The sequence below is a fragment of the Pseudoalteromonas sp. A25 genome (genome assembly GCF_009176705.1).
Lineage (GTDB): Bacteria > Pseudomonadota > Gammaproteobacteria > Enterobacterales > Alteromonadaceae > Pseudoalteromonas.
The window spans coordinates 2,714,344-2,739,558 of the sequence record NZ_AP021846.1; the positions used below are offsets into that span (position 1 = coordinate 2,714,344).

At 43.2% G+C, this 25,215-nt stretch carries 21 protein-coding genes; 10 read left to right on the top strand and 11 right to left on the bottom strand.

Translation table 11 applies throughout. From position 1 onward, the window contains the following. Positions 1–6 precede the first annotated feature (6 nt). Positions 7–834, top strand: a complete 828-nt coding sequence (gene dapD, locus GDK41_RS11630) for a 2,3,4,5-tetrahydropyridine-2,6-dicarboxylate N-succinyltransferase (RefSeq protein WP_152086572.1) — start codon at positions 7–9, stop codon at positions 832–834. Positions 835–891: 57 nt separating this feature from the next. Here the strand turns inward: dapD and GDK41_RS11635 are convergent, their stop codons facing one another. The 9 genes from GDK41_RS11635 to pspA all read right to left on the bottom strand — a co-directional run bounded on the left by GDK41_RS11635 (position 892) and on the right by pspA (position 8,525). Continuing rightward, positions 892–1,635 carry a pteridine reductase gene (locus GDK41_RS11635; RefSeq protein ID WP_197739486.1) on the bottom strand — a complete coding sequence of 248 codons (744 nt, stop codon included), beginning with the start codon at positions 1,633–1,635 and terminating at the stop codon, positions 892–894. Between the two features lie 280 nt (positions 1,636–1,915). Next, positions 1,916–2,260: a 4a-hydroxytetrahydrobiopterin dehydratase gene (locus tag GDK41_RS11640; protein ID WP_152086573.1), complete on the bottom strand. Its 345-nt coding sequence runs from the start codon at positions 2,258–2,260 to the stop codon at positions 1,916–1,918. Between the two features lie 11 nt (positions 2,261–2,271). Next, on the bottom strand, positions 2,272–3,069 hold the full coding sequence (gene phhA, locus GDK41_RS11645) for a phenylalanine 4-monooxygenase (protein WP_152086574.1): 798 nt from the start codon (positions 3,067–3,069) through the stop codon (positions 2,272–2,274). Positions 3,070–3,287: 218 nt separating this feature from the next. Further along, positions 3,288–4,466 carry a methionine gamma-lyase gene (megL, locus tag GDK41_RS11650; RefSeq protein ID WP_152086575.1) on the bottom strand — a complete coding sequence of 393 codons (1,179 nt, stop codon included), beginning with the start codon at positions 4,464–4,466 and terminating at the stop codon, positions 3,288–3,290. Positions 4,467–4,616: 150 nt separating this feature from the next. Continuing rightward, positions 4,617–5,675, bottom strand: coding sequence for a TIGR01620 family protein (locus GDK41_RS11655; RefSeq protein WP_152086576.1), 1,059 nt, complete (start codon positions 5,673–5,675; stop codon positions 4,617–4,619). Further along, a complete protein-coding gene (locus GDK41_RS11660; RefSeq protein WP_152086577.1) occupies positions 5,672–7,078 on the bottom strand; it encodes a YcjX family protein in 1,407 nt (468 codons plus the stop codon). Before GDK41_RS11660 ends, GDK41_RS11655 begins: the two co-directional genes overlap by 4 nt. 77 nt (positions 7,079–7,155) lie before the next feature. Further along, positions 7,156–7,557 (bottom strand): envelope stress response membrane protein PspC, encoded by a 402-nt coding sequence (gene pspC / locus GDK41_RS11665; RefSeq protein ID WP_152086578.1) that lies wholly within the window; start codon positions 7,555–7,557, stop codon positions 7,156–7,158. Further along, positions 7,554–7,787 (bottom strand): envelope stress response membrane protein PspB, encoded by a 234-nt coding sequence (gene pspB / locus GDK41_RS11670; RefSeq protein ID WP_152086579.1) that lies wholly within the window; start codon positions 7,785–7,787, stop codon positions 7,554–7,556. The genes pspC and pspB overlap by 4 nt, the downstream gene beginning before the upstream one ends. A gap of 75 nt (positions 7,788–7,862) precedes the next feature. Beyond that, complete coding sequence (gene pspA, locus GDK41_RS11675) at positions 7,863–8,525, bottom strand: phage shock protein PspA (RefSeq protein ID WP_152086580.1); 663 nt, start codon at positions 8,523–8,525, stop codon at positions 7,863–7,865. A gap of 186 nt (positions 8,526–8,711) precedes the next feature. Between pspA and pspF the strand changes: the two genes are divergently transcribed. From pspF to GDK41_RS11705, 6 genes are read left to right on the top strand one after another with little or no spacing between them, the layout of a single operon-like run. Continuing rightward, on the top strand, positions 8,712–9,803 hold the full coding sequence (gene pspF / locus GDK41_RS11680) for a phage shock protein operon transcriptional activator (protein ID WP_152086581.1): 1,092 nt from the start codon (positions 8,712–8,714) through the stop codon (positions 9,801–9,803). 2 nt (positions 9,804–9,805) lie between these two features. Next, a complete protein-coding gene (locus GDK41_RS11685) occupies positions 9,806–11,410 on the top strand; it encodes an ABC transporter substrate-binding protein (RefSeq protein ID WP_152086582.1) in 1,605 nt (534 codons plus the stop codon). Beyond that, complete coding sequence (locus tag GDK41_RS11690; RefSeq protein ID WP_152086583.1) at positions 11,410–12,444, top strand: ABC transporter permease; 1,035 nt, start codon at positions 11,410–11,412, stop codon at positions 12,442–12,444. The genes GDK41_RS11685 and GDK41_RS11690 overlap by 1 nt, the downstream gene beginning before the upstream one ends. Further along, positions 12,431–13,324, top strand: a complete 894-nt coding sequence (locus GDK41_RS11695; RefSeq protein ID WP_152086584.1) for an ABC transporter permease subunit — start codon at positions 12,431–12,433, stop codon at positions 13,322–13,324. The genes GDK41_RS11690 and GDK41_RS11695 overlap by 14 nt, the downstream gene beginning before the upstream one ends. Next, complete coding sequence (locus GDK41_RS11700; protein WP_152086585.1) at positions 13,324–14,331, top strand: peptide ABC transporter ATP-binding protein; 1,008 nt, start codon at positions 13,324–13,326, stop codon at positions 14,329–14,331. The genes GDK41_RS11695 and GDK41_RS11700 overlap by 1 nt, the downstream gene beginning before the upstream one ends. Beyond that, complete coding sequence (locus tag GDK41_RS11705; RefSeq protein ID WP_152086586.1) at positions 14,316–15,077, top strand: ATP-binding cassette domain-containing protein; 762 nt, start codon at positions 14,316–14,318, stop codon at positions 15,075–15,077. Before GDK41_RS11700 ends, GDK41_RS11705 begins: the two co-directional genes overlap by 16 nt. Before the next feature lie 42 nt (positions 15,078–15,119). Here GDK41_RS11705 and GDK41_RS11710 read toward each other — a convergent pair whose 3' ends face one another. Both GDK41_RS11710 and GDK41_RS11715 read right to left on the bottom strand, forming a co-directional pair. Further along, entirely contained in the window at positions 15,120–18,296 is a 3,177-nt protein-coding gene (locus tag GDK41_RS11710) for an amidohydrolase family protein (RefSeq protein ID WP_152086587.1), read from the bottom strand. Positions 18,297–18,403: 107 nt separating this feature from the next. Continuing rightward, positions 18,404–19,234, bottom strand: a complete 831-nt coding sequence (locus GDK41_RS11715; RefSeq protein WP_152087579.1) for a M90 family metallopeptidase — start codon at positions 19,232–19,234, stop codon at positions 18,404–18,406. Positions 19,235–19,338: 104 nt separating this feature from the next. Between GDK41_RS11715 and GDK41_RS11720 the strand changes: the two genes are divergently transcribed. From GDK41_RS11720 to GDK41_RS11730, 3 genes are all read left to right on the top strand, one after another. Continuing rightward, positions 19,339–21,666 (top strand): helicase-related protein, encoded by a 2,328-nt coding sequence (locus GDK41_RS11720; protein WP_152086588.1) that lies wholly within the window; start codon positions 19,339–19,341, stop codon positions 21,664–21,666. 120 nt (positions 21,667–21,786) lie between these two features. Next, on the top strand, positions 21,787–23,583 hold the full coding sequence (locus GDK41_RS11725) for a hypothetical protein (protein WP_152086589.1): 1,797 nt from the start codon (positions 21,787–21,789) through the stop codon (positions 23,581–23,583). 51 nt (positions 23,584–23,634) lie between these two features. Further along, positions 23,635–24,825: a hypothetical protein gene (locus tag GDK41_RS11730; RefSeq protein WP_152086590.1), complete on the top strand. Its 1,191-nt coding sequence runs from the start codon at positions 23,635–23,637 to the stop codon at positions 24,823–24,825. Positions 24,826–25,215: the final 390 nt, after the last annotated feature.

Sequence of the window (25,215 nt, forward strand, 5' to 3'; positions counted from 1 at the left end):
GACATCATGTCAGATCTAAAATTAATCATTGAACAAGCGTGGGAAGAGCGCGACAGTATTTCACCTTCAAGTGTTTCAGAGCCAGTAAAAAGCACCATAATCCAAGTACTCGACTTGTTAGACTCTGGCGCTGCTCGCGTTGCAGAGAAGATCAGCGGAGAATGGGTTGTTCACCAATGGTTAAAAAAAGCAGTATTGCTATCGTTTCGTATTCGCGACAACCAACCTATGCATGATGGTGTTAGCCAATACTTCGACAAAGTACCGCTAAAATTTAGTGACTATACCCCTGAGCAGTTTCAACAAGGCGGCATGCGTGTTGTACCAAATGCGGTTGCGCGTCAAGGCAGCTTCGTTGGCAAGAATGTGGTTTTGATGCCCTCTTACGTTAACATTGGTGCTTACGTTGACGAAGGCACCATGGTCGACACATGGGCCACTGTTGGCTCGTGCGCGCAAATTGGCAAGAATGTACACCTATCGGGCGGTGTGGGCATAGGAGGCGTACTAGAGCCACTACAAGCCAATCCAACTATCATTGAAGATAATTGTTTTATCGGCGCTCGCTCTGAGATTGTTGAAGGGGTGATTGTTGAAGAAGGCGCGGTGATCTCGATGGGCGTGTATATCTCGCAAAGCACCCGAATCTATGACCGTGAAACGGGTGAAACACACTACGGACGCGTGCCAGCCGGTGCGGTTGTTGTTCCGGGTTCTCTACCAAGTAAAGACGGTTCGCACAGTTTGTATGCTGCAATTATCGTTAAAAAGGTAGACCAACAAACCCGCGAAAAAGTGGGGATCAATGCCCTACTTCGCTCTATTGACGAATAAGCTAGGCTGCTTTAAATGGGAGCTGTTTCAGCTCCCTAAAATACTTTAAAAGCCAATCTATAACCCTTTACCGCCATCAACATTAAGCACCTGCCCTGTCACATAATCAGCATCAAATGCAAGAAAGTAAGCGGCTTTTGCGATATCTTCAGGCGCACCTTGTTTGTTCATCGGGATCTGTTTCAGATGCTGTGCTTTTTCTGGTTCACTCAACGGGCACTTCGACGGCCACAGGATATTACCCGGCGCAATTGCATTTGCTCTGATATGCGGTGCTAACTCCTTTGCTAGCGATTTTGTAACACTGGCAAGCCCAGCTTTAGCTGCGCAATACAGCATATGCTCTCTAAGTGGCGATTGAGCATAGATATCAAGCATATTAATAATGCAACCCTCTGTCTTTTTTAACTGTGCTGCCAGCGCCTGAACTAACAAAGCTGGCATTATTAAATTACTGTGCAATAGATTTTCAGCATCGCTTGTACAAGTAGAGCCAATTGGCGTTGGAAAAAAGCTAGAGGCATTGTTTATAAGAACATCTATGGTCCCCCAAACTTTGCAGACTTGAGCCGCAAAGTGATGATAATCACTGTCAGACTCGAAAATACCATGTACAGCAACAGCGCTATTTGCTCTGCGCTTATTCAAACGCGCTTCTAGCTCTAGGGCATCACACTTTGAATGCTGATAATGAATAACAACATTACATCCACGTGTGTGAAAATACTCACATAAATATGCACCAATGCGTTTAGCCGCGCCGGTAACAACCACCACTTTCACAAGATCAGCTTGTTCCACTATAAAACCTTTCAGTAAACTGCTAAGACATTTATACCAATTTTATTAATACATTGATCATTCTAGCGAGCTAAATAACTCATTAACTGCGTTAAATATTTCTCATGTAGAATAACTACATAGCGAAATATTTGCCTTGTTACTAAGCCATTTATCTGTCGCAATATCTGATCACCAATTTAATGCTATTGGTATTATTCAACTCAACAGACTATCAGTCACGCCGTAAACGGCAATAAAAAAGGGCCTCAATTGAGGCCCTCTTCATCAAACTTAATGTTTACAGCGCAGCAAATACATCATCGGTTTTCGCTGCACAAACAAAATCATTTTTGTGCAAACCTTTGATTGAGTGGCTCCACCAAGTCACTGTTACTTTACCCCATTCGGTAAGTAAACCTGGGTGATGACCTTCTTCTTCAGCCATAGCACCCACTTTGTTTGTGAACTCAAGTGCTTGTTTAAAGTTTTTGAACTTAAATACACGCTCAAGCTGCATAATACCGTCACGTACCTCAGGCACCCAATCTGGAATTTGCTTGATCAGTACCGCTAACTCTTCATCTGACACTTTAGGCGCATCAGCACGACACGCTTCACATTTTTGTGCACTTAAATCAGACATTCAATAAATCCTTAACTTGCTAATTTTTCTTTAGGGGGAAATTTTGGCTCAAATAAGCCTAACTCTTTTGCTTTTTCAACCAACGACATGATATCCATTTGTGAAATATCAAACAAATCATGGATTGAGTTTATGGTGTAGTATACTGGCTGCATAATATCAATACGATAAGGTGTACGCAGCACATCAAGTACTTTTAATGGTGAAATATCAGGCTTATCAGTGTAAACGTATTGTGTTTCGCCAGGACTCGATAAAATACCACCGCCATAAATACGTAAACCGTCTTTAGTTTGCATTAAACCAAACTCAACTGTAAACCAGTACAAACGAGCAAGGTACACACGGTCTTTTTTCGCAGCGGCTAAGCCTAGCTGACCATATTTGTGCGTAAACTCTGCAAAGTCTGGGTTAGTTAGCATTGCACAGTGGCCAAAAATTTCATGAAAAATATCTGGCTCTTGCAAATAATCAAACTCTTCACGTGAGCGAATAAACGTCGCTACTGGGAACTGCTTATTTGCTAATAAACGGAAAAACTCATCAAAATCTATCAAAGCTGGTACTGGCGCAACTTGCCAACCTGTTTCTTTACCTAGCACTTCATTTAGTTCGTGTAGCTGCGGGATTCTGTCTTGTGGTAGGTTAATTTTTTTCAAGCCATCCATGTATTCATCGCAAGCTTTGCCCTCAATACACTTTAGCTGACGAGCCACTAGCTCTGACCAAATTTTATTTTCTTCATCGCTCCACGCAATGATGCCATTCGCATCAGGTTGCTTAGAAGTATATTTGCTTGATTTAGCCATTTTAACCTTCTTATTACATCGTCGATCTATGTAGATCGCACTTCAACTTGTGATCTAGATACTAAGTAAAAGTTAGGAAAAGTTTAATAGGTAGTCCAAACAATGCACTTTGAAGAAAGGGTAAAAACGTACAGTTTTAATTACAATTTTGTACTTTAAAATAAACACCCGCCAAATTGGCGGGATGCAAGGAGTTTTAATGTAAATTATATTTTACATTAAAACACTTTAAACGCGTTTTCTAGGTCTTCTATTATATCTTGCACATCTTCTAAGCCTATCGAAATACGAATTAGCCCATCTGAGATCCCTGCCGCTTGGCGCTCTTCTGGTGTGTAAGGTGAGTGCGTCATTGAGGCTGGGTGTTGAATAAGTGTTTCAGGGTCGCCAAGACTCACAGCCAATGTACAAAGCTCTGTGGCATTAATAAATGCTTCACCGTCTTGCAAGCTCCCTGCGATTTCAAATGCAATAACACCACCTGCACCTTTCATTTGTTCACCGAGGAACTTATAACCCGGATGAGACTCTAGACCTGGGTAAAATACTTTGCTCACTTTTGGGTGCTGCTCTAAGTATTCAGCTACTTTTTGGGCACTTTCACAATGACGTGCTATTCGCACGGCTAACGTTTTCAAACCACGATTAATTAACCAAGCATCGTGCGGGCTGATAGTTGCCCCAATGTCTTTTAAAACGGTTAGTTTGATCAGCTCAATATGCTCTTTAGAACCACATACAACCCCTGCAACAACATCACCATGGCCATTTAAATACTTGGTTGCACTGTGGATCACAATATCAATGCCAAAATGCTTGGGCTTTTGCAAAAGTGGTGTCATAAAGGTGTTGTCTATCACACTGATTAAACCATGTTGCTTAGCGAAGTTACCTAGCATGGTGAGATCTAACACCGTCATGTTGGGGTTTATAGGAGTTTCTGCAAATAGCATTTTACTATTGGACTTAAGCGCGGCTTTTAGCTCTGCTTCGTTTGTCATATCAACAAAGGTTACTTCAATGCCAAACTTAGGCAGCATGTGCGCAAATAATGCAAAGCTGCACCCGTACAGCGCACTCGACGCAATAAGGTGATCGCCTTGCTGTAAAAAGCTCAACACAGATGCCGACACAGCCCCCATACCTGTGGCGGTTGCTGCCGCATCTTCCATTTCTTCTAATTGCGCAAGCTTTTGCTCTAGCTCTCGCGTTGTTGGGTTACCCAAGCGTGTATAAATATAGCCAGCCTCTTCTCCTGCAAAGCGCGCTGCACCTTGTGCTGCATCTTTAAACGAGAAGGTAGAAGTTTGATATAGAGGGGCCGTCAATGCGCCATGCGGGTCGTTAAAATGTTCTGGGCCGTGAATACACTGAGTGTTGTCATGATACTTCTTCATAAATTAACCTGTTAACTTATTATTCTTGAATTGATTTCTCTAATAAATAAGTCAGCAAGCTAAAATGCACAAGCAAGCCAGACGCTAAGATGGCTAGCTTGTGCTAATCGCTTATAGATAGGTGTACAAAATTGTTGTCACCTTCTAACGTTAATTCTTTTTCTCGCTACCCTCTGCTCGTTTGAGCAGCGTATTCACCACATGGTTGACTGTTGACTTTAACAAGCTGGGTTTATGCGCTAAGCGCGGTAAGGGTCGGCATAACTCCATCGCTTTATAGCCTAAACGGGCAGTAAAGACTCCGGCGCTCAGCCCTTGGCCGGCACGAGCTGAAAGCTTGCCTAACAACTCGGCCCCTAAACTGGTCGCCGCCAGATCAGATACCAGCTCTGTAGCGCCAACAAAAACCATTTGCTTAACGAGTAATTTGTACAATGTAATGCGGCTACGATAACCAAGCTTAATGCCATAGTGCTGTGTGATAGCTTCAATTAAATGCACACCACGCCAAAGCACCGCGAGCATATCAACCAATGCTAAAGGGCTCATCGCCACCAGCATGGCACTCGTTGTTGCATGCTGATTGATAATTTGTTTGGCTTTTTGATCTTGCGATTGCAACAAACTGGATTCATACAGTTGCAGTACTTCTTTATCGGTATGATGCGCTTGAATGGCAGCCTTGAACTGTGCTACCTGCTGCTGAGGGTGATGTTTTAGTATAGGCTCAAGCCAACTATGTGCTTCACCAATTTGCGTGCTGTTGAGCAAACGCAGCCCGGCTTGTTGATGATGTTGATGGTGCTTCAAGCGTTTCAATGCAACGGCTTCTCGAATGACAAACACCATTGCGCTGGTTATTGCCAAAGCCAGTACCCCCACATAAAGCAAAGCGAGTAACCAAGACTCGTTCATAGCCTCTATGACGCTATAGACACTCTCAACAACAATAAGTACTAATAAACTGATGATGAATAACTTGCCGAAACTGAAACGCCTTTTACCACGAGAAAAAACATGTTCCAGCTCAATGTCATTGTGTGCAGACACATCGAGATCAGAGCTGATATTGATGTCATTGACATGGTTTTGCTCCCCTTCAAAGCGTTTTCCATACGCCTTCTGTGCGTTCTCATCTGCTCGCTCAAGCTCTGATCCATGTTGAGTTTCAATACGCCTACCCGCACGCAGTGCATCACCTTGCTTCATACTAACTTATCTCCAATTAAAAACTGCAGTGCGTGATCGAGTCGAACATGGTTCAAATTACCTTGGCGCGCTTTTTGTGGATAAAAGGACAAAAATTCAAAACCATGATCAGGCCATTGCTGAGCAGACAAACAATGATTGGGCGGCTGAGGGGGCAAATAAGTTGTCCACTGTTGCTCACCTAGTACTTTGCCATACACACATTCTAGTTGTTCACCTGCGTCGTTAACCAACTTCGCTTGCGTGCTTTGTACAGACGAGATAGCCATCGACTCTACCGATACACCAGCAAAGCGCAAATCGTTGCTTTGTTCACCCAACATATCGTTGAGCAATAGCGCTATATCGGCTTGTTGCGAAGGAGTCACATGGTCGCATTTATTAGCAGCAAACAATACTTTATCTATTTTGGGGTAAAACAACCGTTTTAAAAAACCCGACTTACCATAATTAAAAACCTGCATTACATGCGCTAGCGCTTCTTGCTGCTCTTGCAGTGTATCTGGCCCGTCATTTAGTGCACTGAGCACGTCAACTAACACCAGCTGCCTATCAAACTGACAAAAGTGCTGCTTATAAAAAGGCATGACTACTTGCTGTTTATAGGCCTCAAACCGCGCTTGTAGTTGCTGATATTGCGTATGCTCAGTTATCTCTTTAAGTGGTTTTACAGGAAAGAACTGCAGTATCGGCGCACCTGCTAAATCAGATGGTATAAGCATTCTTCCTGGCTGTAGCTGAGCCAGCTTGGTTTCATTTTTTAGAGTAGTCAATAACTGCTGATAGCTCTGTGCCAAGTTTTTTAAAGCTTGTTCATCTACTTTTTCGTTGGGGTCAAATGTAGCAAGCAACGATAAAAATGAGTCGCTATAACTTTTGTAGGCATCGCGCTGTAGCAACTCTAGCGTTGCTTCGCTCCAAGCTTGATAATCTTGAGATAACATGGGTAAGTCAGCTAACCACTCACCAGGATAGTCAATCAGCTCTAAATATACGGTGCTAGTTGGTGATAAATGTGATCGCAAGCCACTTTCGCAGTTAAATTTCAGTGCCAACGTTAGCGTGTTGATACGCTGTGTTGAGGCAGGCCATGTGGGTTCATCAGCCAATAAACAGGCACTTGCTGCTTGATAGTCAAAAGTGGGAATGTCTAGGGCTCGCTGCGGTACCTGTTTTGCCGCAATTAATCTACCTTCTCTAACTACATCAAAAAAAGGGAGATTTTGCTTGGTTGCTTGACTGGTTAAATGTTTTACAAGGGCGGTAATAAAGGCGGTTTTTCCACTGCCACTAAAACCTGTGACAGCAAGTTTAATATGTCGGTCTAAACTTCGGTTAAGTGCTTTTTGCGTATTGCTTTTGAGTGTTTCGAGGGCTTTTTGGGTCACTAATTTGGCTTTCATAAAAACGTAGATTCCCTCTTTCTGATATTAAGCGCTGTGGCGTTTATACGCCACATCTGCTTTAAACTTGAGCATCTTTATAGCTTATTGATTTCTCTACTAACAGTAAACTCACTTGATGTTACATATGTTTCCATACTCTGAATGCGCGTATCAAGGCGTGTTAATCGCTCTTTTAAGTCAAATAATGCACGTCTTGGAGGCTCGCCCTTTTGCCATACTTTAAACTTCACTGAAATAGGGTCTTCGTCTGGCTGAGCATTTTTAGTTGTATGCGTTAACGGTTTGGTATCTAAAATGAACCAACACGCAATGTAAGCAACAACAAACAACGGACCACCTGAAAGCAGTACTGCAGTAATAACTAATATACGTACCAGCCATAACTCCATATTAAAGTAATCACTTAGACCAGCACATACCCCTGCGATTTTTCCGCGTTTTGGGTCACGATATAGCTCACGCTTGGTATTACTCATACTTTACGCCTCCACTCTGGTGCCTCTTGATCAAGCAGAGCTTCTAATGTCTCTACGCGTTCAGCCATTTTTTCTGCTTTGCTCGCAAGCTCAGACAGCTGACGATGCTCATGCTCACTTAATCCCTGACTTACTTGCTTTTTACTGCGGTAGTGTAAAATGAGCCACAACGGGGCTACTACCAGCATAAAAATAATAATCGGGGCTACTAAAACCTCTAAGTCCATAATTGCTACTCCAATGGGTGTAATTGGTTGTGGGGCATCTACTGAGTGTTAATTGAGTTCAGCAGATGCCACATAAGTTCACTTATTCTTTGCTAGCTTTTTCTTAAGCTCAGCTAACTCGTCGTCAATTTTTTCATTTTTTTGCAGATCCGCAATCTCATCTGCCAATGACTTTTTACCTAAGTCATACGACTCTATTTGAGATTCTAGACCATCAATCTTGCTTTCATAACGTTCAAAGCGATTAAGTGCGTCTTCAACTTTTGAGCTGTCTAACGCTTTTTTAACTTCTAAGCGAGATTCAGCTGAACGCTGACGCAGCACAATTGCTTTTTGTCTTGCTTTTGCATCTGCCAGCTTCTCTTGTAAAGTAGCCACTTCTTGTTGCAGCTTTTCAATGTGTGTTTCAACGTGCTCCAGCTCAGAATTAACGCTTTGTGCTGCCTCTTCTGACTTTTGCCTCTCAATAAGCGCTGCGCGAGCTAAATCATCACGATCTTTACTTAACGCAAGCTCAGCCTTCTCTTGCCATTGTTGCGTTTGCTCGTTTAACTGCTCAACACGACGTGTCAGCTCTTTTTTCTCTGCTAAGGTTTTAGCAGAAGTCGAACGCACTTCAACTAATGTATCTTCCATTTCTTGAATGATAAGGCGAACCATTTTTTCAGGATCTTCCGCTTTATCTAAAATGGCATTGATATTAGAATTAACGATGTCCGCAAAACGTGAGAAAATTCCCATAATCTTTACCTCTTTGGTTTATAAATTTAAATTACTTACCAGGTATGTATCAAATTGCTTGCCAACTTTTCAAAAGTATAAAATGCAATATTTATCATAGCGTTACATCTATTTAAAAAACGCTTTAGTTACGTGCTTTTTTCAAATACACTAACAGTTAGTAAAAATAACTAAGAGTTAGGCAATATGAGCCAATTTCGCCAACAGGATAATCTACTCGGTCAATCAGACAGCTTTTTAGCTGTGTTAGATCAGGTCTCACAACTGGCACCGTTAGAAAAACCCGTACTCATTATTGGTGAACGCGGTACCGGTAAAGAGCTTATTGCGGCACGCCTACATTATTTGTCAGAGCGTTGGGAACAAAACTATATTAAGCTAAATTGCGCTGCACTCAACGAAAACTTGTTAGAAAGTGAATTATTTGGCCATGAAAGCGGCGCTTTTACTGGAGCGAGTAAACGTCATGAGGGCCGTTTTGAGCGAGCTAATGGCGGCACGCTATTTTTAGATGAACTTGCCAATACCTCCGCCATGGTGCAAGAGAAGCTTTTGCGTGTTATCGAATATGGTGAATTTGAGCGTGTTGGTGGTAAAAGCACAGTTAAAGTTGATACCCGTCTAGTATGTGCAACTAATGAAGATTTACCCACACTTGCCGATAACGGTGAGTTTAGGCATGACTTACTCGATAGATTAGCATTCGACGTTATTACCCTGCCGCCCCTTAGAGCCCGCCAAGAAGACATTTTGTTGCTCGCCGAGCAGTTTGCCATCAACATGGCCCGCGATTTAAATTGGTCATTGTTCAGTGGTTTTACACGCAAAGCCACTGATAAACTATTGGAGTATGATTGGCCGGGTAATATCCGAGAGCTAAAAAATGTTATCGAGCGAAGCCTATATCGTCATGGTAGTGAAAGCTTGCCAGTGCACAACATCGTTTTAGACCCTTTTGAAAGCCCTCACAGACCCACGCAACGTGTAAAGGCTAAATCCGCTAATACAGTAACACCAACAACAGCTGTGATTGCACAAAGCAGTGAACAAAAAGCAACCAAAAATGAAGCATCAGCACCCCAAGAAAGTATCGCGTTTCCTTGCGATCTGAAATCGCTGTCTAATGAATACGAGATTAATTTAATCCAAAGTGCTTTAAAAGAGAGCCAGTTTAACCAAAAGAAAACTGCACAAATGCTCGGTTTGACGTATCATCAGCTGCGTGGATATTTGAAAAAATACAATCTGTTAGACTCAGGTCAAAAACAAGAGGCATAGATGTGCGTAATTTGCTACTAGGTGCGTTGTGTACGTACTTACTGGGCTGTATTGATGCAAGCCAACAAACCATTAGAAAAACGCAAGGACTAGTTTATTGCGCCGAGGCTAACCCTGTGTCATTCAACCCGCAAGTTACCACAACAGGCTCAACCATCGACATTATAGCTAGCCAACTATACGACACATTGCTGAGTATTGACCCAGAAACTGCCGAGTTTAAGCCTGAACTTGCTACCAGCTGGCAAGTTGCAGATAACGGTAAAACGGTGACCTTTCACCTACGTAAAGACGTACAATTTCATCACACAGACTATTTCTCACCAACTCGTACACTCAATGCCGATGATGTGGTGTTTTCATTTGGTCGACTATTTGACGTTTATAACCCATATCACTTTGTAGGTGATGCCAATTATCCTTACTTTCAGAGTGTTGGCTTAGATCAGCTAATAAGACAAGTGGTTAAAGTTGACGATTATACGGTACGTTTTGAACTCTTTAATTCAGAGAGCAGCTTCTTATCAAACTTAGCTACTGACTTTGCGGTTATTTTATCCAAAGAATATGCTGATAATCTGGCAGAGGCTGAGCAAAAAGACCGATTCGATAATTATCCGATTGGTACCGGCCCCTTCAAATATAAACATTATTTGCGCGATAACCTCATTCGCTATCATCGCAATGAGCACTATTGGAAACATGCAGTGCCGATGCAACAGTTGGTTTTTGATATAACAACCAACGGTACTAGCCGCATTGCAAAGATGCTGACTAAAGAATGTGATATCACAGCTCACCCAAGTGCCACTCAATTAAGTGTGCTCAATGATCGCGAAGATATCCATGTTGAAAAAGCCCCTAACTTAAACATTGGGTATTGGGCTTTTAATACCGAAAAGCCACCGTTTGACAACTTGCTGGTACGCAAAGCACTGGCCCACTCCGTTGACTTTGAAAAAATCATGCAGGCGGTGTTTTATGGTAATGGGCTACTAGCCCGCTCACATTTACCCCCCTCATCGTGGGCGTTTGAGCCACAAAGTGACATGCCAACGTACAACCCCGAGTATGCAAGGCAACTTCTGAGCGAAGCCGGGTTCGAAGAGGGCTTTAGTATGACTCTTTGGGCCATGCCTGTATCGCGTATTTATAACCCGAACGCTCGCAAAATGGCCGAGCTCATTCAAAGTGACCTAAAACAAATCGGGATCACCGCACGTATTGTTGAATATGAGTGGAATACTTTTTTAGAACGTGTGGGTAATCATGAACATGACAGCGTATTGCTTGGCTGGGCAGCAGATACACCCGATCCAGATAACTTTTTTAGCCCGCTACTAAGCTGTACAGCTACATTTAGTGGTAAAAACCCCGCCAACTGGTGCAACCCTGAATTTGATCTATTGCTAACACAAGCGCTTGATGTGACGGATGTGGAACAACGCAAAGTATACTATCGACAAGCTCAGCAAATGATTATTGAGCAGCTCCCACTTGTGCCTATTGCGCATGGGATGCGTTTTCAAGCGACCAGCAGTGATCTTAAAGACATTTCGCTACGTCCTTTTGGTGGCATCTCTTTAGGCAGAGCGAGGCGAGACTAATGCTGTTTGAATATCTATTAAGGCGCTTCAGTTTATTGTTATTTATGGTCTTTACTTTGACCGTATTTACCTTTTCACTCAGTTATATGTTTCCGGGCGAACTGCTTAGTAATGTCACAGGACAAGTGAACCCAACGTACGATCAAACTCAGGCATTAACACAAAAATACCACTTAAATGACAGTATATTGATTCAGTACCTGGCATTTTTAGAGCGAATTCTGCATGGCGATTGGGGATTGTCTTTATCCTCTGGCCAACCCGTTTTTGAACATGTGGTTAAGTTGTTCCCCGCTACATTAGAGCTGTGTATTTATGCCTTAGGCGTGGCAATTTTATTTGGTATTCCAGGCGGCATCATCGCCTCGGCTTATCACAAGCGCTGGCCCGAAAAAATTATTAACTCTTTAAGCTTACTGGGTTTTTCTGTGCCTATTTTTTGGCTTGCCTTATTACTGATCATGGTTTTTTGTTTAGGGTTGGGTCTGTTTCCTATGTCTGGGCGTATTGGCTTATTGTATGAAGTTGAGCCAATCACCCATTTTATCTTGATTGACATTGTTCTTCAGGGTTTCCCTTATGAGGGGCTAGCTTTTGTTGATGCATTGCACCATATGGCACTGCCAACGGTCGTATTGGCGATGTACCCAACCACAGTCTTGATCCGCTTTACCCGAGATTCTATGCTCGACGTATTAGAGCAAAATTATATTAAAACCGCGCGAGCTAAAGGTTTAAACCGCCGCCAATTAATCATGCATCATGCGCTAAGAAATGCGCTTTTGCCCGTTATCAAACAAATTGGTTTGCAATTTAGTACATTGATCACCTTGGCGATGATCACCGAAATTATCTTCTCATGGCCTGGCGTAGGTCGTTGGTTGATAGATAGTATTTATCAACGAGATTACCCTGCGATTCAAGGTGGGTTACTTGCGGTGTCTATGTTTGTTATTTTAGCGAATATGCTGGCTGAATTTAGTCATACATTGTTCGATCCACTATCGAGAAATCAAGCTCATGGCAAAGTTTAACTTATTTAGTGAAGAGTCAAACCGCTCTCCACTGTCTCGCTTGTGGCGAAAGTTTAAATCTAATCACCCGGCACTGGTTGGTCTTTGGGTATTTGTCGCTCTGACTTTATTGGCCATGACAGCACCATTTATTGCCCCTTATGGTATTAACCAACAACATGGCGATGCGCTATTATTGCCCCCCTCATGGCATGAACTCGGCGATGTACGCTTTATTCTCGGCACCGACGATTTAGGCCGCGATGTGCTCTCTAGATTAATGAATGGTGCTACCTTTACTTTTGGCCTATCGATAGTAGCGGCATTGGTAACAACATTAATAGGTGTCGTCTTAGGGACTTTTGCAGGGATCAGTAAAGGTTTTCGCTCTAGTTTGTTAAATCACTTACTTGATATCACTTTGTCGATCCCCTCTTTGCTGCTGGCTATTATTATTATCGCGGTACTTGGGCCTGGACTACTCAACACCGTATGGGCCATCATTTTTGCATTGCTGCCACAGCACGTACACTCTGTTAGAAACTTAGTGGTTGAAGAACTCAATAAAGATTACATCAGTGCGTTTCGCTTAGATGGGGCATCCAAATGGCAAATACTCACCAGAGGCGTACTACCCAATATCTATGAACACATTGTGGTTATTTTTACGATGGCGTTGTCGACCGCCATTTTAGATATCGCCGCTTTGGGGTTTTTAAAGTTAGGTGCACAACCCCCAACAACAGAATGGGGGGCAATTCTTGCCGAAAACCTAAGCTTAATTTACCTTGCACCATGGACTGTAGGACTGCCAGGTGTGTTATTGTTTATCGCAGTGCTCTCTACCAACTTGGTTGGTGATGGTTTAAGACAAGTGCTAAAAGGTCGAAAGGTAGATTAATGCAACTATTAGATATTCGTAATTTGACTATCGAGTTACATACTGAAGACGGTGTAATAAGAGCCGTAGACCGAATAAACCTGAGCCTCAAAGAAGGTGAAGTACATGCATTGGTTGGCGAGTCTGGCTCTGGCAAAAGTTTAATCGCTAAAGCAATTGTTGGGGTGTTAAATAAGCGCTGGACGGTTACCGCAGATAGAATGCACTGGCAAGGTGTGGATTTGATGCGGCTAAACCCCGAGAAACGCCGAAAAATAGTCAGCCGAGATATGGCCATGATCTATCAAGAACCGAGCAGAAGCCTTGACCCAACGGCAAAAATCTATGAGCAAGTAGCCGAATCCTTACCTGATAGTAGTTTTAAAAGTAACTTTTTTTCTCGTAGCAATGAGCGCAAAGATAAAGTAAAGGCGCTGTTGCACAAAGTTGGGATCCGTGATGATAAAAAGGTTGCCAGCAGTTACCCCCATGAATTATCTGAAGGGGTGTGCCAAAAAGTGATGATAGCCATGGCAATCGCACGTAGCCCTAAACTCTTAATTGCCGATGAGCCAACCACGGCGCTTGAAAGCGTAGCTAAAGCACAAATTTTTAGGCTGTTAAAAAGTCTCAATCAATTAAAAAACATGTCGGTTTTAATGATTTCTCATGAGCTTGAAGAGATCACAGACTGGTCGCACGCGATGCATGTTTTATACTGTGGCCAGATGGTCGAAGCGGGTCCAACCAACAAAGTATTTAACACCCCTTACCACCCCTATACTCAAGCACTGGTGAAAAGTTTACCCGACTACGCACAAGGCTTAGCGCACAAAGAACCCTTTTATGCTCTCAAAGGCACGATCCCGCCGCTGCAACACTTGCCCATTGGTTGCCGCCTTGGTCCTCGCTGCCCACAAGCTCAAAAACAGTGCGTTGTCACCCCAACGCAAAGCAAGGTGCACAGTCATACATATGCCTGTCACTTTCCGCTTGTAAAGGAAAAAACCAAATGCAACCGCTCTTAAAAGTACAAACTCTCAATAAGTCATTTTGCACCCGAGCGGGCGTATTTAAACGCAAGCATGCGCAGGTACTACGTGATATATCCTTCTCTGTTGGTCATGGTGAAACTTTGGCTATCATTGGTGAGACTGGCTCGGGCAAAAGCACCCTTGCCCGCGTACTCGCAGGAGCCGATCACGCTGATAAAGGGCAAATATTACTTGATGGGAACACCATCGAAGATGATGGTGTGCGATGTGACGAGTGTCGCCATATCCGCTTGATTTTTCAAGACCCTACTCGCTCGCTCAATCCGGGCTTAACGATAGGAGACATGCTTGATGACTGCCTTCGACTCAATACCGAGCTGACCAAACAACAACGCGACAAAAAAATCAAACATACGTTAAGTCGGGTAGGTCTGTTAAGCGAGCATTATGAATATTACCCTCATATGTTCAGTGGCGGTCAATTACAACGTGTTGCACTTGCCAGGGCGTTGATCTTAGACCCGAAAGTCGTAGTGTTAGATGAAGCATTGTCTTCTTTAGACCCATCGGTAAGAGCGCAAACAGTGAACCTGTTGCTTGAGCTGCAAAGAGATTCAGGGTTGAGTTATGTGCTGATCACCCACCACTTAAGCTTGGTTAAGCACATGAGTGATCAGTTATTAGTATTAAATAAGGGGCAAGTTGTTGAATATGGCGACACGCTATCGATTTTTTCAGCCCCTCAATCACGTGTTATGCAACGCTTGCTGAACGTATAAAAAAAGGGAAGATGAGCTCTTCCCTTTTTTGCTTAGTTAAAATTATTCAAAAAACAATTTATCGCGCTGCTTTTTACCTACTTCGTTCATTGTCGAAGCATCAAACAGTCGGCCGTTGATCATCGTATATGAGACCTTGTCAGTATCACGAATATTGCTCAGTGGATCACCATCAATAACCACTAAATCAGCCAGCTTGCCCGCTTCAATTGAGCCAATGTGTTTGTCTAAGCCAACATATTTTGCAGGGTCTAACGTTGCAGCACGCAGTGCTTCAAGTGGTGTCATTCCACCTTGCGCAAACATCCAAATCTCCCAGTGTGCTGCTAAACCTTCACGTTGACCATGCGCACCTAAGTTAACTAACACGCCTAAGTCTTGTAGCTCTTTAGACACTCTGGCGTTATTGAAGTGGTTGTAATGATGCTCAGGTGCTTTTACGCGACGCATAGAACGCGGTAACAATTGGTTTTTAGGCACGAACTTGCTTAAGCGTGGGTGGTTCCATACATCGGTTTTGTCATACCAATAGTTTTCACCCCAAATACCACCATAAGCCACGCCAAGCGTTGGTGTATAACCCACTTCGCTTTGTGACCAAAGCTGCTTCACATCATCATAAATGTTTGCCACCGGAATTGAGTGCTCAACACCCGTGTGCCCGTCTACCACCATAGTGAGGTTATGTTGTAGTAGAGAACCACCTTCTGGCACAACCATCATACCCAACTCACGAGCGGCTTCTACTACTTGCTGACGCTGCTCACGACGCGGCTGGTTATAAGACTTAACACTAAATGCGCCCACTTTTTGTAAACGCTCAATATGGAATTTAGCATCATCTAAAGAATCAATATGTGCGGTATAGCCTGGTACATTGGCACCATATAAAATCGTACCCGTTGAGAAAATACGTGGGCCGACGATCTTACCTGCTTTTTGCATTTCGCTGGCTGCAAAAATCTCAGTAGTATCGTTAGATGGGTCGTGAATTGTAGTTACCCCTAACGACAGGCCAGCTAGGTTTTTCCAGTTTTGCTCAGGCACAATTTCATCACTGGCTTGTGAGCCATGAGCATGCGCATCTACCAGTCCAGGAATAATCGTTTTGCCTGCCACATCAATCACTTTAGCGCCTTTAGGCACATTTACTTGTGCAGCCGTACCAACCGCTTTGATGTGCTTGCCATCCGTTAATACCACGCCGTTTTCAATGACTTTATCGCCTTGCATGGTAACAATTTTAGCGCCTGTAAGGGCAATCATGCCTTCTGGCTCTGCCATATCTTGTTTAAAGCCGATATTTGTACCGCTTTTCACTTTAAAGTCAGCGTCTTTGTCTTGTTTGATATCAAACATGCCATCTAGGTTTGCGTGATAAAGCTCAGGACCTAAGCTCCAATAAAGCTTGTCGCCCTTAGTGCTCCAGCTTATGTTCTCACCTGCGCGCACCGATAGCTGCTCAACTGGGAACTGCTTATCTGTTGGAGAAATAGAAATGGTTTTACCCGCTTGCACAAATGGCGTTACAAACACTTTAAAGCGCTCTGCAAATGCTAGGTATTTACCATTTGGCGACACTCTAAATTCTGTAGCATGTTTCGCTTCATATAACACGCGAGACTTCTTGGTTTTGAGTTCAATAGCGCGTAGCTCAGGGTGCTTACCATGACCCATCATGTACAGCGTGTCATTGCTATCGGCAAATTGTGCTTGATAACCATCTTCACTGATAAGCTCAGGTTCGCCGCCTTTGCTTGATACTTGATAAAGCCCCGGCTTCAAAGACCATTGAGGGTCTAAAATTGAGCCGCCACGCGTTTTGCGATACACCACAGTTTCACCGTCTGGGCTAAAGGTAGGTTCTACATACTTGCCCGGCTCATTGGTAATGGTTTTACCCTTACCATTGCTAGCTGAAACAACGCGTACACTGCCTTGCTTGTTGTCATCCCACGTAGTGTAAACAACCTTTTTGCCATCACGAGAAAACTGCGGGAAAAACTCAAAATGCTCATTTTGACTGGTCAAACGCGCCACTTTACCAGACTCTAAATCGCGCTTGTAAATGTGGCCCATCGCTTCAAATATTGCCGTTTCGCCGTTAGGTGAAACTTGCACGTTGCGCAGCATTTTTACATCGAACTGGTCTTGGTCAATATTTTGTGCAAAGCGCAATGCTTTTTGAATTTTCTTGGTGGTTTTAACGGCAAACTCTATGGTTTCGATGGCTTTATTTTCAACGGCTAGCTTATGGATTTTACCACCCGCCCAAAACACAAGATTTTGGTTGTCTGGTGTCCACGCAATTGTTGGGTATACGCCATGTATTGCCCATGTTTCTTGCATATCTCGTTCAAGGTTGCCATACAGCTTGGTTTCTTTACCCGACTCTAAGTCGTATAAATATAAGCTTGTTTGAAAATCGTCACGTTTTACATAAGCCAGTGTTTTGCCATCTGGTGATGGAGTTGGACGAATTGCGCCGCCCATACCCGATAGGATCACTTTGATTTCGCCCGTTTCTCGGTCGAAACGCTTGATTTTATAGATACCCGCTACCGAGTCTTTCGAGTAGTGAAAGGTTTTACCTGGCGTGGCGTCTTGCGAGAAGTAAACATAACGACCATCTGGTGAAAATGCAGGCTCGCCCAAATCTTTCTGGTCGTTATCACGTTTAGTTAGCTGAAAGCCTGTACCACCTGATTTGTGGTACATCCATACTTCACCTGCCCCCAATGAGCGAGTACCGGTAAAGTGCTTACGTGCAACCAAGTAATCTCCGTCAGGGCTCCATGCTGGGCTATTGAGCAAACGAAATGTTTCATTCGTCACTGCGGTTTGTTCAGAGCCGTCGGTTTTCATCACCCAAATATTATCGCCACCACCTTGATCTGAGGTAAACGCGATATATTGACCGTCTGGGCTAAAACGCGGCTGCATTTGCCAACCAATATCAGAGGTTAACTGTTTCGCTTCGCCGCCAGAGATAGGCATGGTATAGATATCACCGAGCAGGTCAAAGACTAATGTTTGGCCGTCTGGGCTGATATCTACATTCATCCAAGTACCTTGTGTTACTGAGATGTTTGCATCTAAAAACTCACCTTGCGGTGCATCAACATTCCATTTTTCTGATTTGGCTTCTTCAGCTTGGGCGCTACCGAGCGCTAATGCGATAGAGAGCGACAGTGCGCTATAAAACTGTTTTTTCTTCATTGTTATACTCTCAACTAAAATTTGCACCATCACAGCAAAAATTAGCTGAAGTTGCCAGTAAAATGCCATCAAATACAAATTTTTTCGGCTGTTGTGCAGTTAAGCGCTTAATGACGCACCCAATCAAGGGGATCAAAGCGAAAATAGCGCATTAGCAAGCGATATAACTCTGGGTCATAACTTTTTAACTCTGCGGGTTTTTCGATAAAAGTTTCGGTCAGTACGGCGAAAAACTCAGCTTCGTTGGTTGCGCCATAGCTGTGGATCACATGGGGCATTTGATAAGCCACATGGCTTTTTAAATTTGCAAATGCTCGACTAAATACACGCGCCCAGTCGGCATAATCTTGTTTACTCGTTAATTGCGGTGTGCCATTTGTTTGCCCTGTTTGCTGATCTAGTTGATGGGCAAATTCATGAAACACTAGGTTATGACCATCCCCAGGCAAGCGGTTGCCTTCCAATACATCGTGCCAGCTCAGCACTAAAGTACCTCCCGGCCACGACTCTCCTTGACGGATAGAAGTATGGTAATTCACAAGACCTGCGCTGTCGGTACTGGTTTGTGGTGCATAGTAACTACTGGGGTAAAGTAACACTTCTTTGACGTTTGGATACAAAGGCCATGCTTGTTTGAGCACTAACAAGCATGCATCTGCCGCAACAATTAACTCCATCGCACGATTTGTTTTAAGCCCATCTCGACCTAAAATGCGCTTTTCGCCCAAAAACCACACTATGTGTTTTTCCAGAGCAGCGCGGTCTGCATCCGTCATTGCTCGGTAAATGGGCATGTAATTAAGTAATACCCGTTTATCAATTTGCGACAACGTGTGAGCTTGATACTTCTTCGCCCAAAAATAATTTTGGATGGCTTGCCAACGCCAGTAGATCATTACAAAAACCACCAGCGCGACCAGCAATAAACCGTTTATCATCATTGTTTACTTATTCATCTTTTTAAACATAGTTGGTACAAACTGCGGCATTTTCAATATAGCTTTGGTAATATTTACCTTCTTTTTCCTACTATTTTTGAGTTATGACATTACCGATTGAAGCCATAAAACCTGAATTTTTAACTGCGCTTGCACATAGCCATGTTGTGGTAAGTGCTGCTACAGGCTCCGGTAAGTCAACCTGTTTACCCTTGTGGGCAAATACGCAAGGCAAGGTGCTTGTTATTGAACCAAGGCGTATTGCTTGTACATCTTTGGCTGACTATTTAGCATCTCAAGCACAGCAAAATGTGGGAGGTAAAATAGGATATGCAATTCGTTTTGAGCATCATTTTGATGAAAACACCCAAGTGGTGTTTGCAACACCGGGCGTCGCCCTGCGTTGGTACTTTGAAAACCAATTGAGCGACTATAAGGTGGTGATGCTCGATGAATTTCATGAACGCCGCTGGGATATGGACTTATTATTGGCTTTACTCAAAAGCCATGCTCAGCATCGTTTAATCGTCACCTCAGCGACACTAAACACAACTCCTCTCATCAACTACTTGCAAGCAACTGCGCTGCACTCCGATGGCAAAATGTTCCCAGTAGAAGAGCGTTTTATTGCCAACGACTCGCGAGCTATGCCGAGCAAATATGATTTAAGCGAACGTATTAGAGAGGCCTGCGAATACGCGCTAGACCATACCCAAGGCGATATTTTGGTATTTTTACCTGGCAAGGGCGAAATTCAGGCTGCAGCAGGCCAGTTGTCGCACTTAGATGCACTAGTAGTACGTTTATATGGTGGCTGTAACCCTGAGCAGCAAAAGCTTGCGCTCAACCCACAAACTCAACAACGCATTATATTAGCCACCAATGTTGCAGAAACCTCTTTGACGATACCCAATGTAAGTTGTGTGATTGACTCTGGACTTGAGCGACGCACACACCTTAGAGCAGGTAAAACCGTGCTTAACCTTGAAGCCATAGCAAAAGACTCTGCCAAACAGCGTCTTGGTCGCGCAGGACGCACTCAATCAGGGTTATGTGTTCGCTTGTATGGTGAACATGCGCCGCTTATTGATACCACACCACCAGAAATACATCGCGAAAGCCTAACTGAGTTGGTACTGGCCGCAGGGTGCTCAAGTAATGGCGTTGATAGTATTGAGTTTATTGAGCCGCTACCGCAGGCGTCCAAAGCCGCTGCCATCGAAAAGCTCATTCAAATAAAAGCCATAGATGCGCAACAACGCGCAACTGAACTTGGCAAACAGCTCTACCCCTTGCCAGTCGATGCCGAGCTGGCCTATTTAATCAATGCCATGCCAAGCAAACAGCTACAACAGGCCATGGTCGATGCTATTGCGCTCCTCAGTGTACCCGCACGAGTGTATCAATTACCAAACTGCGCTGAGCAACTTGATGTGTTAAATAAACAACTCCCCAATCACTGCGATTTAGAATTAGCCATCGCTTTGGTACGAGAGCAACTAGCGTGTGTAAAAGTAGAGCCCGATGCGCTCAACGAAGCAAAACAATTTAGTGACCAATTGCGCAGTGCTTTTGATTTGCCAGAGCGAAAACACGCAGCCAGTTATGATAGAAATCAACTTGTTGCAGCGATAGCCAAAGCCAAGCCCGATTGGTTGTTTGTAAAACGAAACAACCGACGTGGCGCATTTGGCAATGGTAAAAGCGAAGTGATCCCAGCGAAGGAAACTCGAGTCAACGATAAATGCCAAGCCATGTTGGTACTCGATACCTACGCCCTTGCTGGCAAAGGCACCAAACAGGCTATGACGTTAGCAACACTCAATGCCCCTGTAAGCTTAAACTTAGTGACAACCTTGGGTCTTGGTGAGCAACATTTTATCGATGCATGCCTGGTAGATGAGCGTATCATGGCAAAATTTAGCTACGCCTACGCTGGTCTTGAGCTAAATGAGCAGCTTGTAGAAGCATCTGGTGATTTACTCATTGATGCCTGTGTATCTCTGATATTAAAAGGTGAATTACTCGCGCCCGCAGGCAAGCAAATTGTGCAGTCATTAGCTGAGCACCAGCTTTACTATCAAGCCCATAATGCCCCTTTTGCAGCACTTAGCGCTGAGCAATATGTGCAAGAAAAGCTACAAGAGCTGGGCCTTCAAGAGCAAGATGATATTACATTGATTGAGCCACAAGACTTGTTCTATCAAAAAGTAGAGCCTTGGGAATTAGAGCCATTTATTGAAAAACACCCATTGCAAGTAAAGCTCAATGACATGCTTATGCAGGTGGAGTATTCATTCACCGCCAAGCGCATTCTGTTAACCCACATCAGCGGCAATAGAAAAGAAGCCCCAAAAAAATGGGAGCTCCCCGCTTGGCCTGGTTTTAAAGTCAAATACAAAAAAGCCAGTAAAGTGGTCGATGTGAAGTAATCAATTTACATTCTTTTGCATCACAAACAACGGCTCTAAGGGCGTAATGCTCTGTAATTTACATTTTTATGAATTCTCGCGATTATCCAGAAGTACACTTTTAATCGTGGAGAATTTATTATGGCATATGATCTAATTATCAACTCACCTACAAACATAGCGCTGGGCGCTGAATCGTATAGTTTAAGAGAAATACCGAGTTTTAACTCTACGATGGTACAAAAGGAAGTCAGCCAAGTACTCGGCCAACTTAACCTTGGTGAGGTCACAGAAAACCTTGAACTGAGCATTGATTTACTTAATGTTGCCTACCACGGGGTTGCAGGACAAGGCAGTTTAAGGCCAAGAGTCGCCAAGCTACAAAGTGATCTTGGCTTGTTGAGTAACGACTGTATCGTGACAATGACATCCTTTGAGTCACAAACATCAATTATTATTAAACAGCTGATTGAAGTGCACAAATGGCTATCAAAAACCAAAGAAAGCATGGCACTAAAAAAATTACAGCGCTGTAAAGAAGCGTCCAAACGCATGGCAGTAGAAGCAAAACAGCTTGCAGATGCTTTTGTTGTCCTACAAAAAGAATCAACCACCGTTTATACCGATACAATGTACGCTGAAGAGCAAGAGCACGCTAGAAAAGTGAAACTCGAAGAGTCAATTTCAACGCTAGATGCAAAATTAACTGCCCAGAAAAAAAACCAAGAAGAACTCGTTGCTTCAGCCATGCAAGCTGAGCTTGATTATCAAGATGCCAAAGATCGAGAAGAAAGCGAGATCAAGCATACCCGCACAGTACAAATTGTTGGCATGGTTTTATCAGTTTTCAAAGCAGGCCTTGGTGCAGTACTCAATGAGAAAAGTGAAGAAAGCGACACAATAAAAGCACAGCGAGAAAAGCACGCGCAAGCGCAACTAGACGCAAATGATAAGCAGGCTCAGTTACTAGAAGATGAAACACTGGCCAATGAAGCTGCACAGCATCGCGAACAGTTGCAAACGCAATTTGATCAAGCAGCACAAAAACTTGATGCACTTGAGCAAAAACTAGAGAGCAAGCGCAAGCAACCCGATGCCCAAGAAGAAGTAGAGGCTCTGCTAGAACAATATAAAGCGCAGCAAGCAGAGAAAGTTAAGTTGGAAGTTCAGCTTGAACAAGCTTCTAAGGAAGAATCAAAAGCTAAGCAAACTGCAGAAAAATCAAAACGTATTTATGATACCGCCTATAAGGCACTTGAAGGCATTGAGGCTAGCCTTAAACAAATGACAGCAGCGTCAGAAAAAACATTAACCTCATATCGACAAGAAAAAATGGCATTTCTAAAACAGAAAATTGAATTAGAAAAAGCCAAGCGCGAATCTCTAGAAAAGCTCAGCGAGTTCACATCGATGCTGGCCAACAGCAAAGATAATTTTGCCATCAGTGAATCATCAGTACAATCTCTACATGCGGCCGTTGGTGCCATGGGACAAATCGTCAGTAGCCTTACACAAGCAGCGTTATTCTGGGAGCAAATGGCAAATTATTGTGACCGTATGCAAGATGCGGGCTTCCAAGCCATGATAGAAGACGTAAAAGATGAAGATGAGGAAACCAGACAAGAGCAATATGAAGACGAAGCGTTCATCGAAGAGTACTTAGTCTATATTTGTCAATGGACTGCACTTAACTACATTTCCAAAGAATACAAAGATAAAGCCAATGCTGCACAACAAAAAGCCATGGCGCATTTAAAACAAAACCCATCAATAGAACTGTGTCGACAACTTGCCCCTGAGCTTGCCAAAGAAATGGGCAACAAGCTGAGCCGACAAATTGAGTCCTCTAATGAAACACTGGTGCGTTTGCGCACCTCAAGTGAACAAACGCAAGCGCTATTGCCTAGCGATGCTGATCTTTACCAACAAGTAATCTAACTGGAAAACCAAACTTGCACCGATGCACTCCATCGGTGTAAGGAGATAAGTATGGAAAACTGTAAAACTATTTCATTAGACCTACAAAACGCATTGCGCGCTATTCAAACCAATAACGTCATAAAAAGCCAAAATCTGATGGAGGAGGTGATCGCCAAAATCGAATTGGATCTGCAAATTGCAAGTAGCGCTAAATTTAGGGCATTGAGCCAATTAGAACTCATGCAAAGCATGGAGCAAGAACTGTACGCCAAAGAGCACAATGTACTCAAACAAATTGAAGCTACGCAAAAGCAACTCACCACTCAAAAACAAGCATTGAATAAGAAAAAAGTGACAGTTAAAGAGTTGAAACACGTCCTTAGCGAGCTAAGAAGAAAAGTCGAATCCTTAGAAAAGGATTTTGCTGTACAGAAAAAAGCCTTTGAGAAACGGCAAAAAAAACTCAAAACACTGTCTAAAATTCCCTTTATTGGCGCAGTGTTTAAAGTCTCGCAAGGTTTTGACATTTTAAGCACCATGAACTCCATTACACCCTATGTCGAAGAAATTCGCACAGAGGAGGGGCGGCTAAAGCAGAAAAATGAACACGTTGCGGCAACTCAATCAGAAATAGCAATATTGAATACCCAAATAAAGGCGCTTAATTCAGAAAAGGCATTATCAAAACAGCGGATCGAAAACCTCGCTGTTTTGATAGCTCAAACACGAAATAAATCAGCCTTTTTCATTGACCTTGAGCTACACCTAAGAAAAGTTCACAACCAAATGCAAGTGCTCAGCTACAGCGCTGAAGATATCAGTGACTTGCTAGAGTATGTGCAAAGTACTGAACAAAGTATTACCGACATAGACAGTAACGAGTTGATTAGCTTTAGCGATGCACTTGACAAACTTCAAACACTGATGAACCGTTCACCAAAAGAAACTTTTGAGTTTGCTAAACATACAGCATTAAAAGTACTAAGTAACAGTTACCAAACAGCATATTTGATGCCCACTATCAATGGTCTCACCTATTTTCTACAATCTGAAGGAAAAGAAGACTACAGCTGGAATATCATAGCCACTGGCAAACACAACATTGAAGTAAGCGATCAATCAAGCTACAAAGGAGCTGGCATTTTTTCAGTTGGAAGGTATAAAAATTGGTTGTATTCCAAGCACTTGTTTAGCAACCCAGAGGATCTAAAATATGCAATTCAAGTGATGCTCAACCCAGAGTCTATTGTAACGCCATAGCATCGTCATACACATGTAAAGCAACTGTTCTAGCCACTTATGGCAAGGTTTGTTAGGAAAATATTTTACTTAGCAAACCTTCTATATATAACAGATGTTTTTGAAAAAGGCACTAAAAACACAGGGATTTTCATAAAAAATTTGCCTTTTTCGTACTTCGCGTAGTAGTATGTCCTCCCAATCGAATAGCAGCATTTTGCTGACCTTTCATTTTTGTAATTCGCCGTAAAAAATTAAAAATGTATCAGCAGTCTCCAATGGATGATTGCGTTTTTTTGCGCGCGCGTTTTATAAACTGAATAGTTCAGCGGTTGCATTCACGGTTGGCGAGTCCCTCGCGGCGATACCTATCGCAAGAAACCGCACACACGAGATTTAAAAGTTTAACCG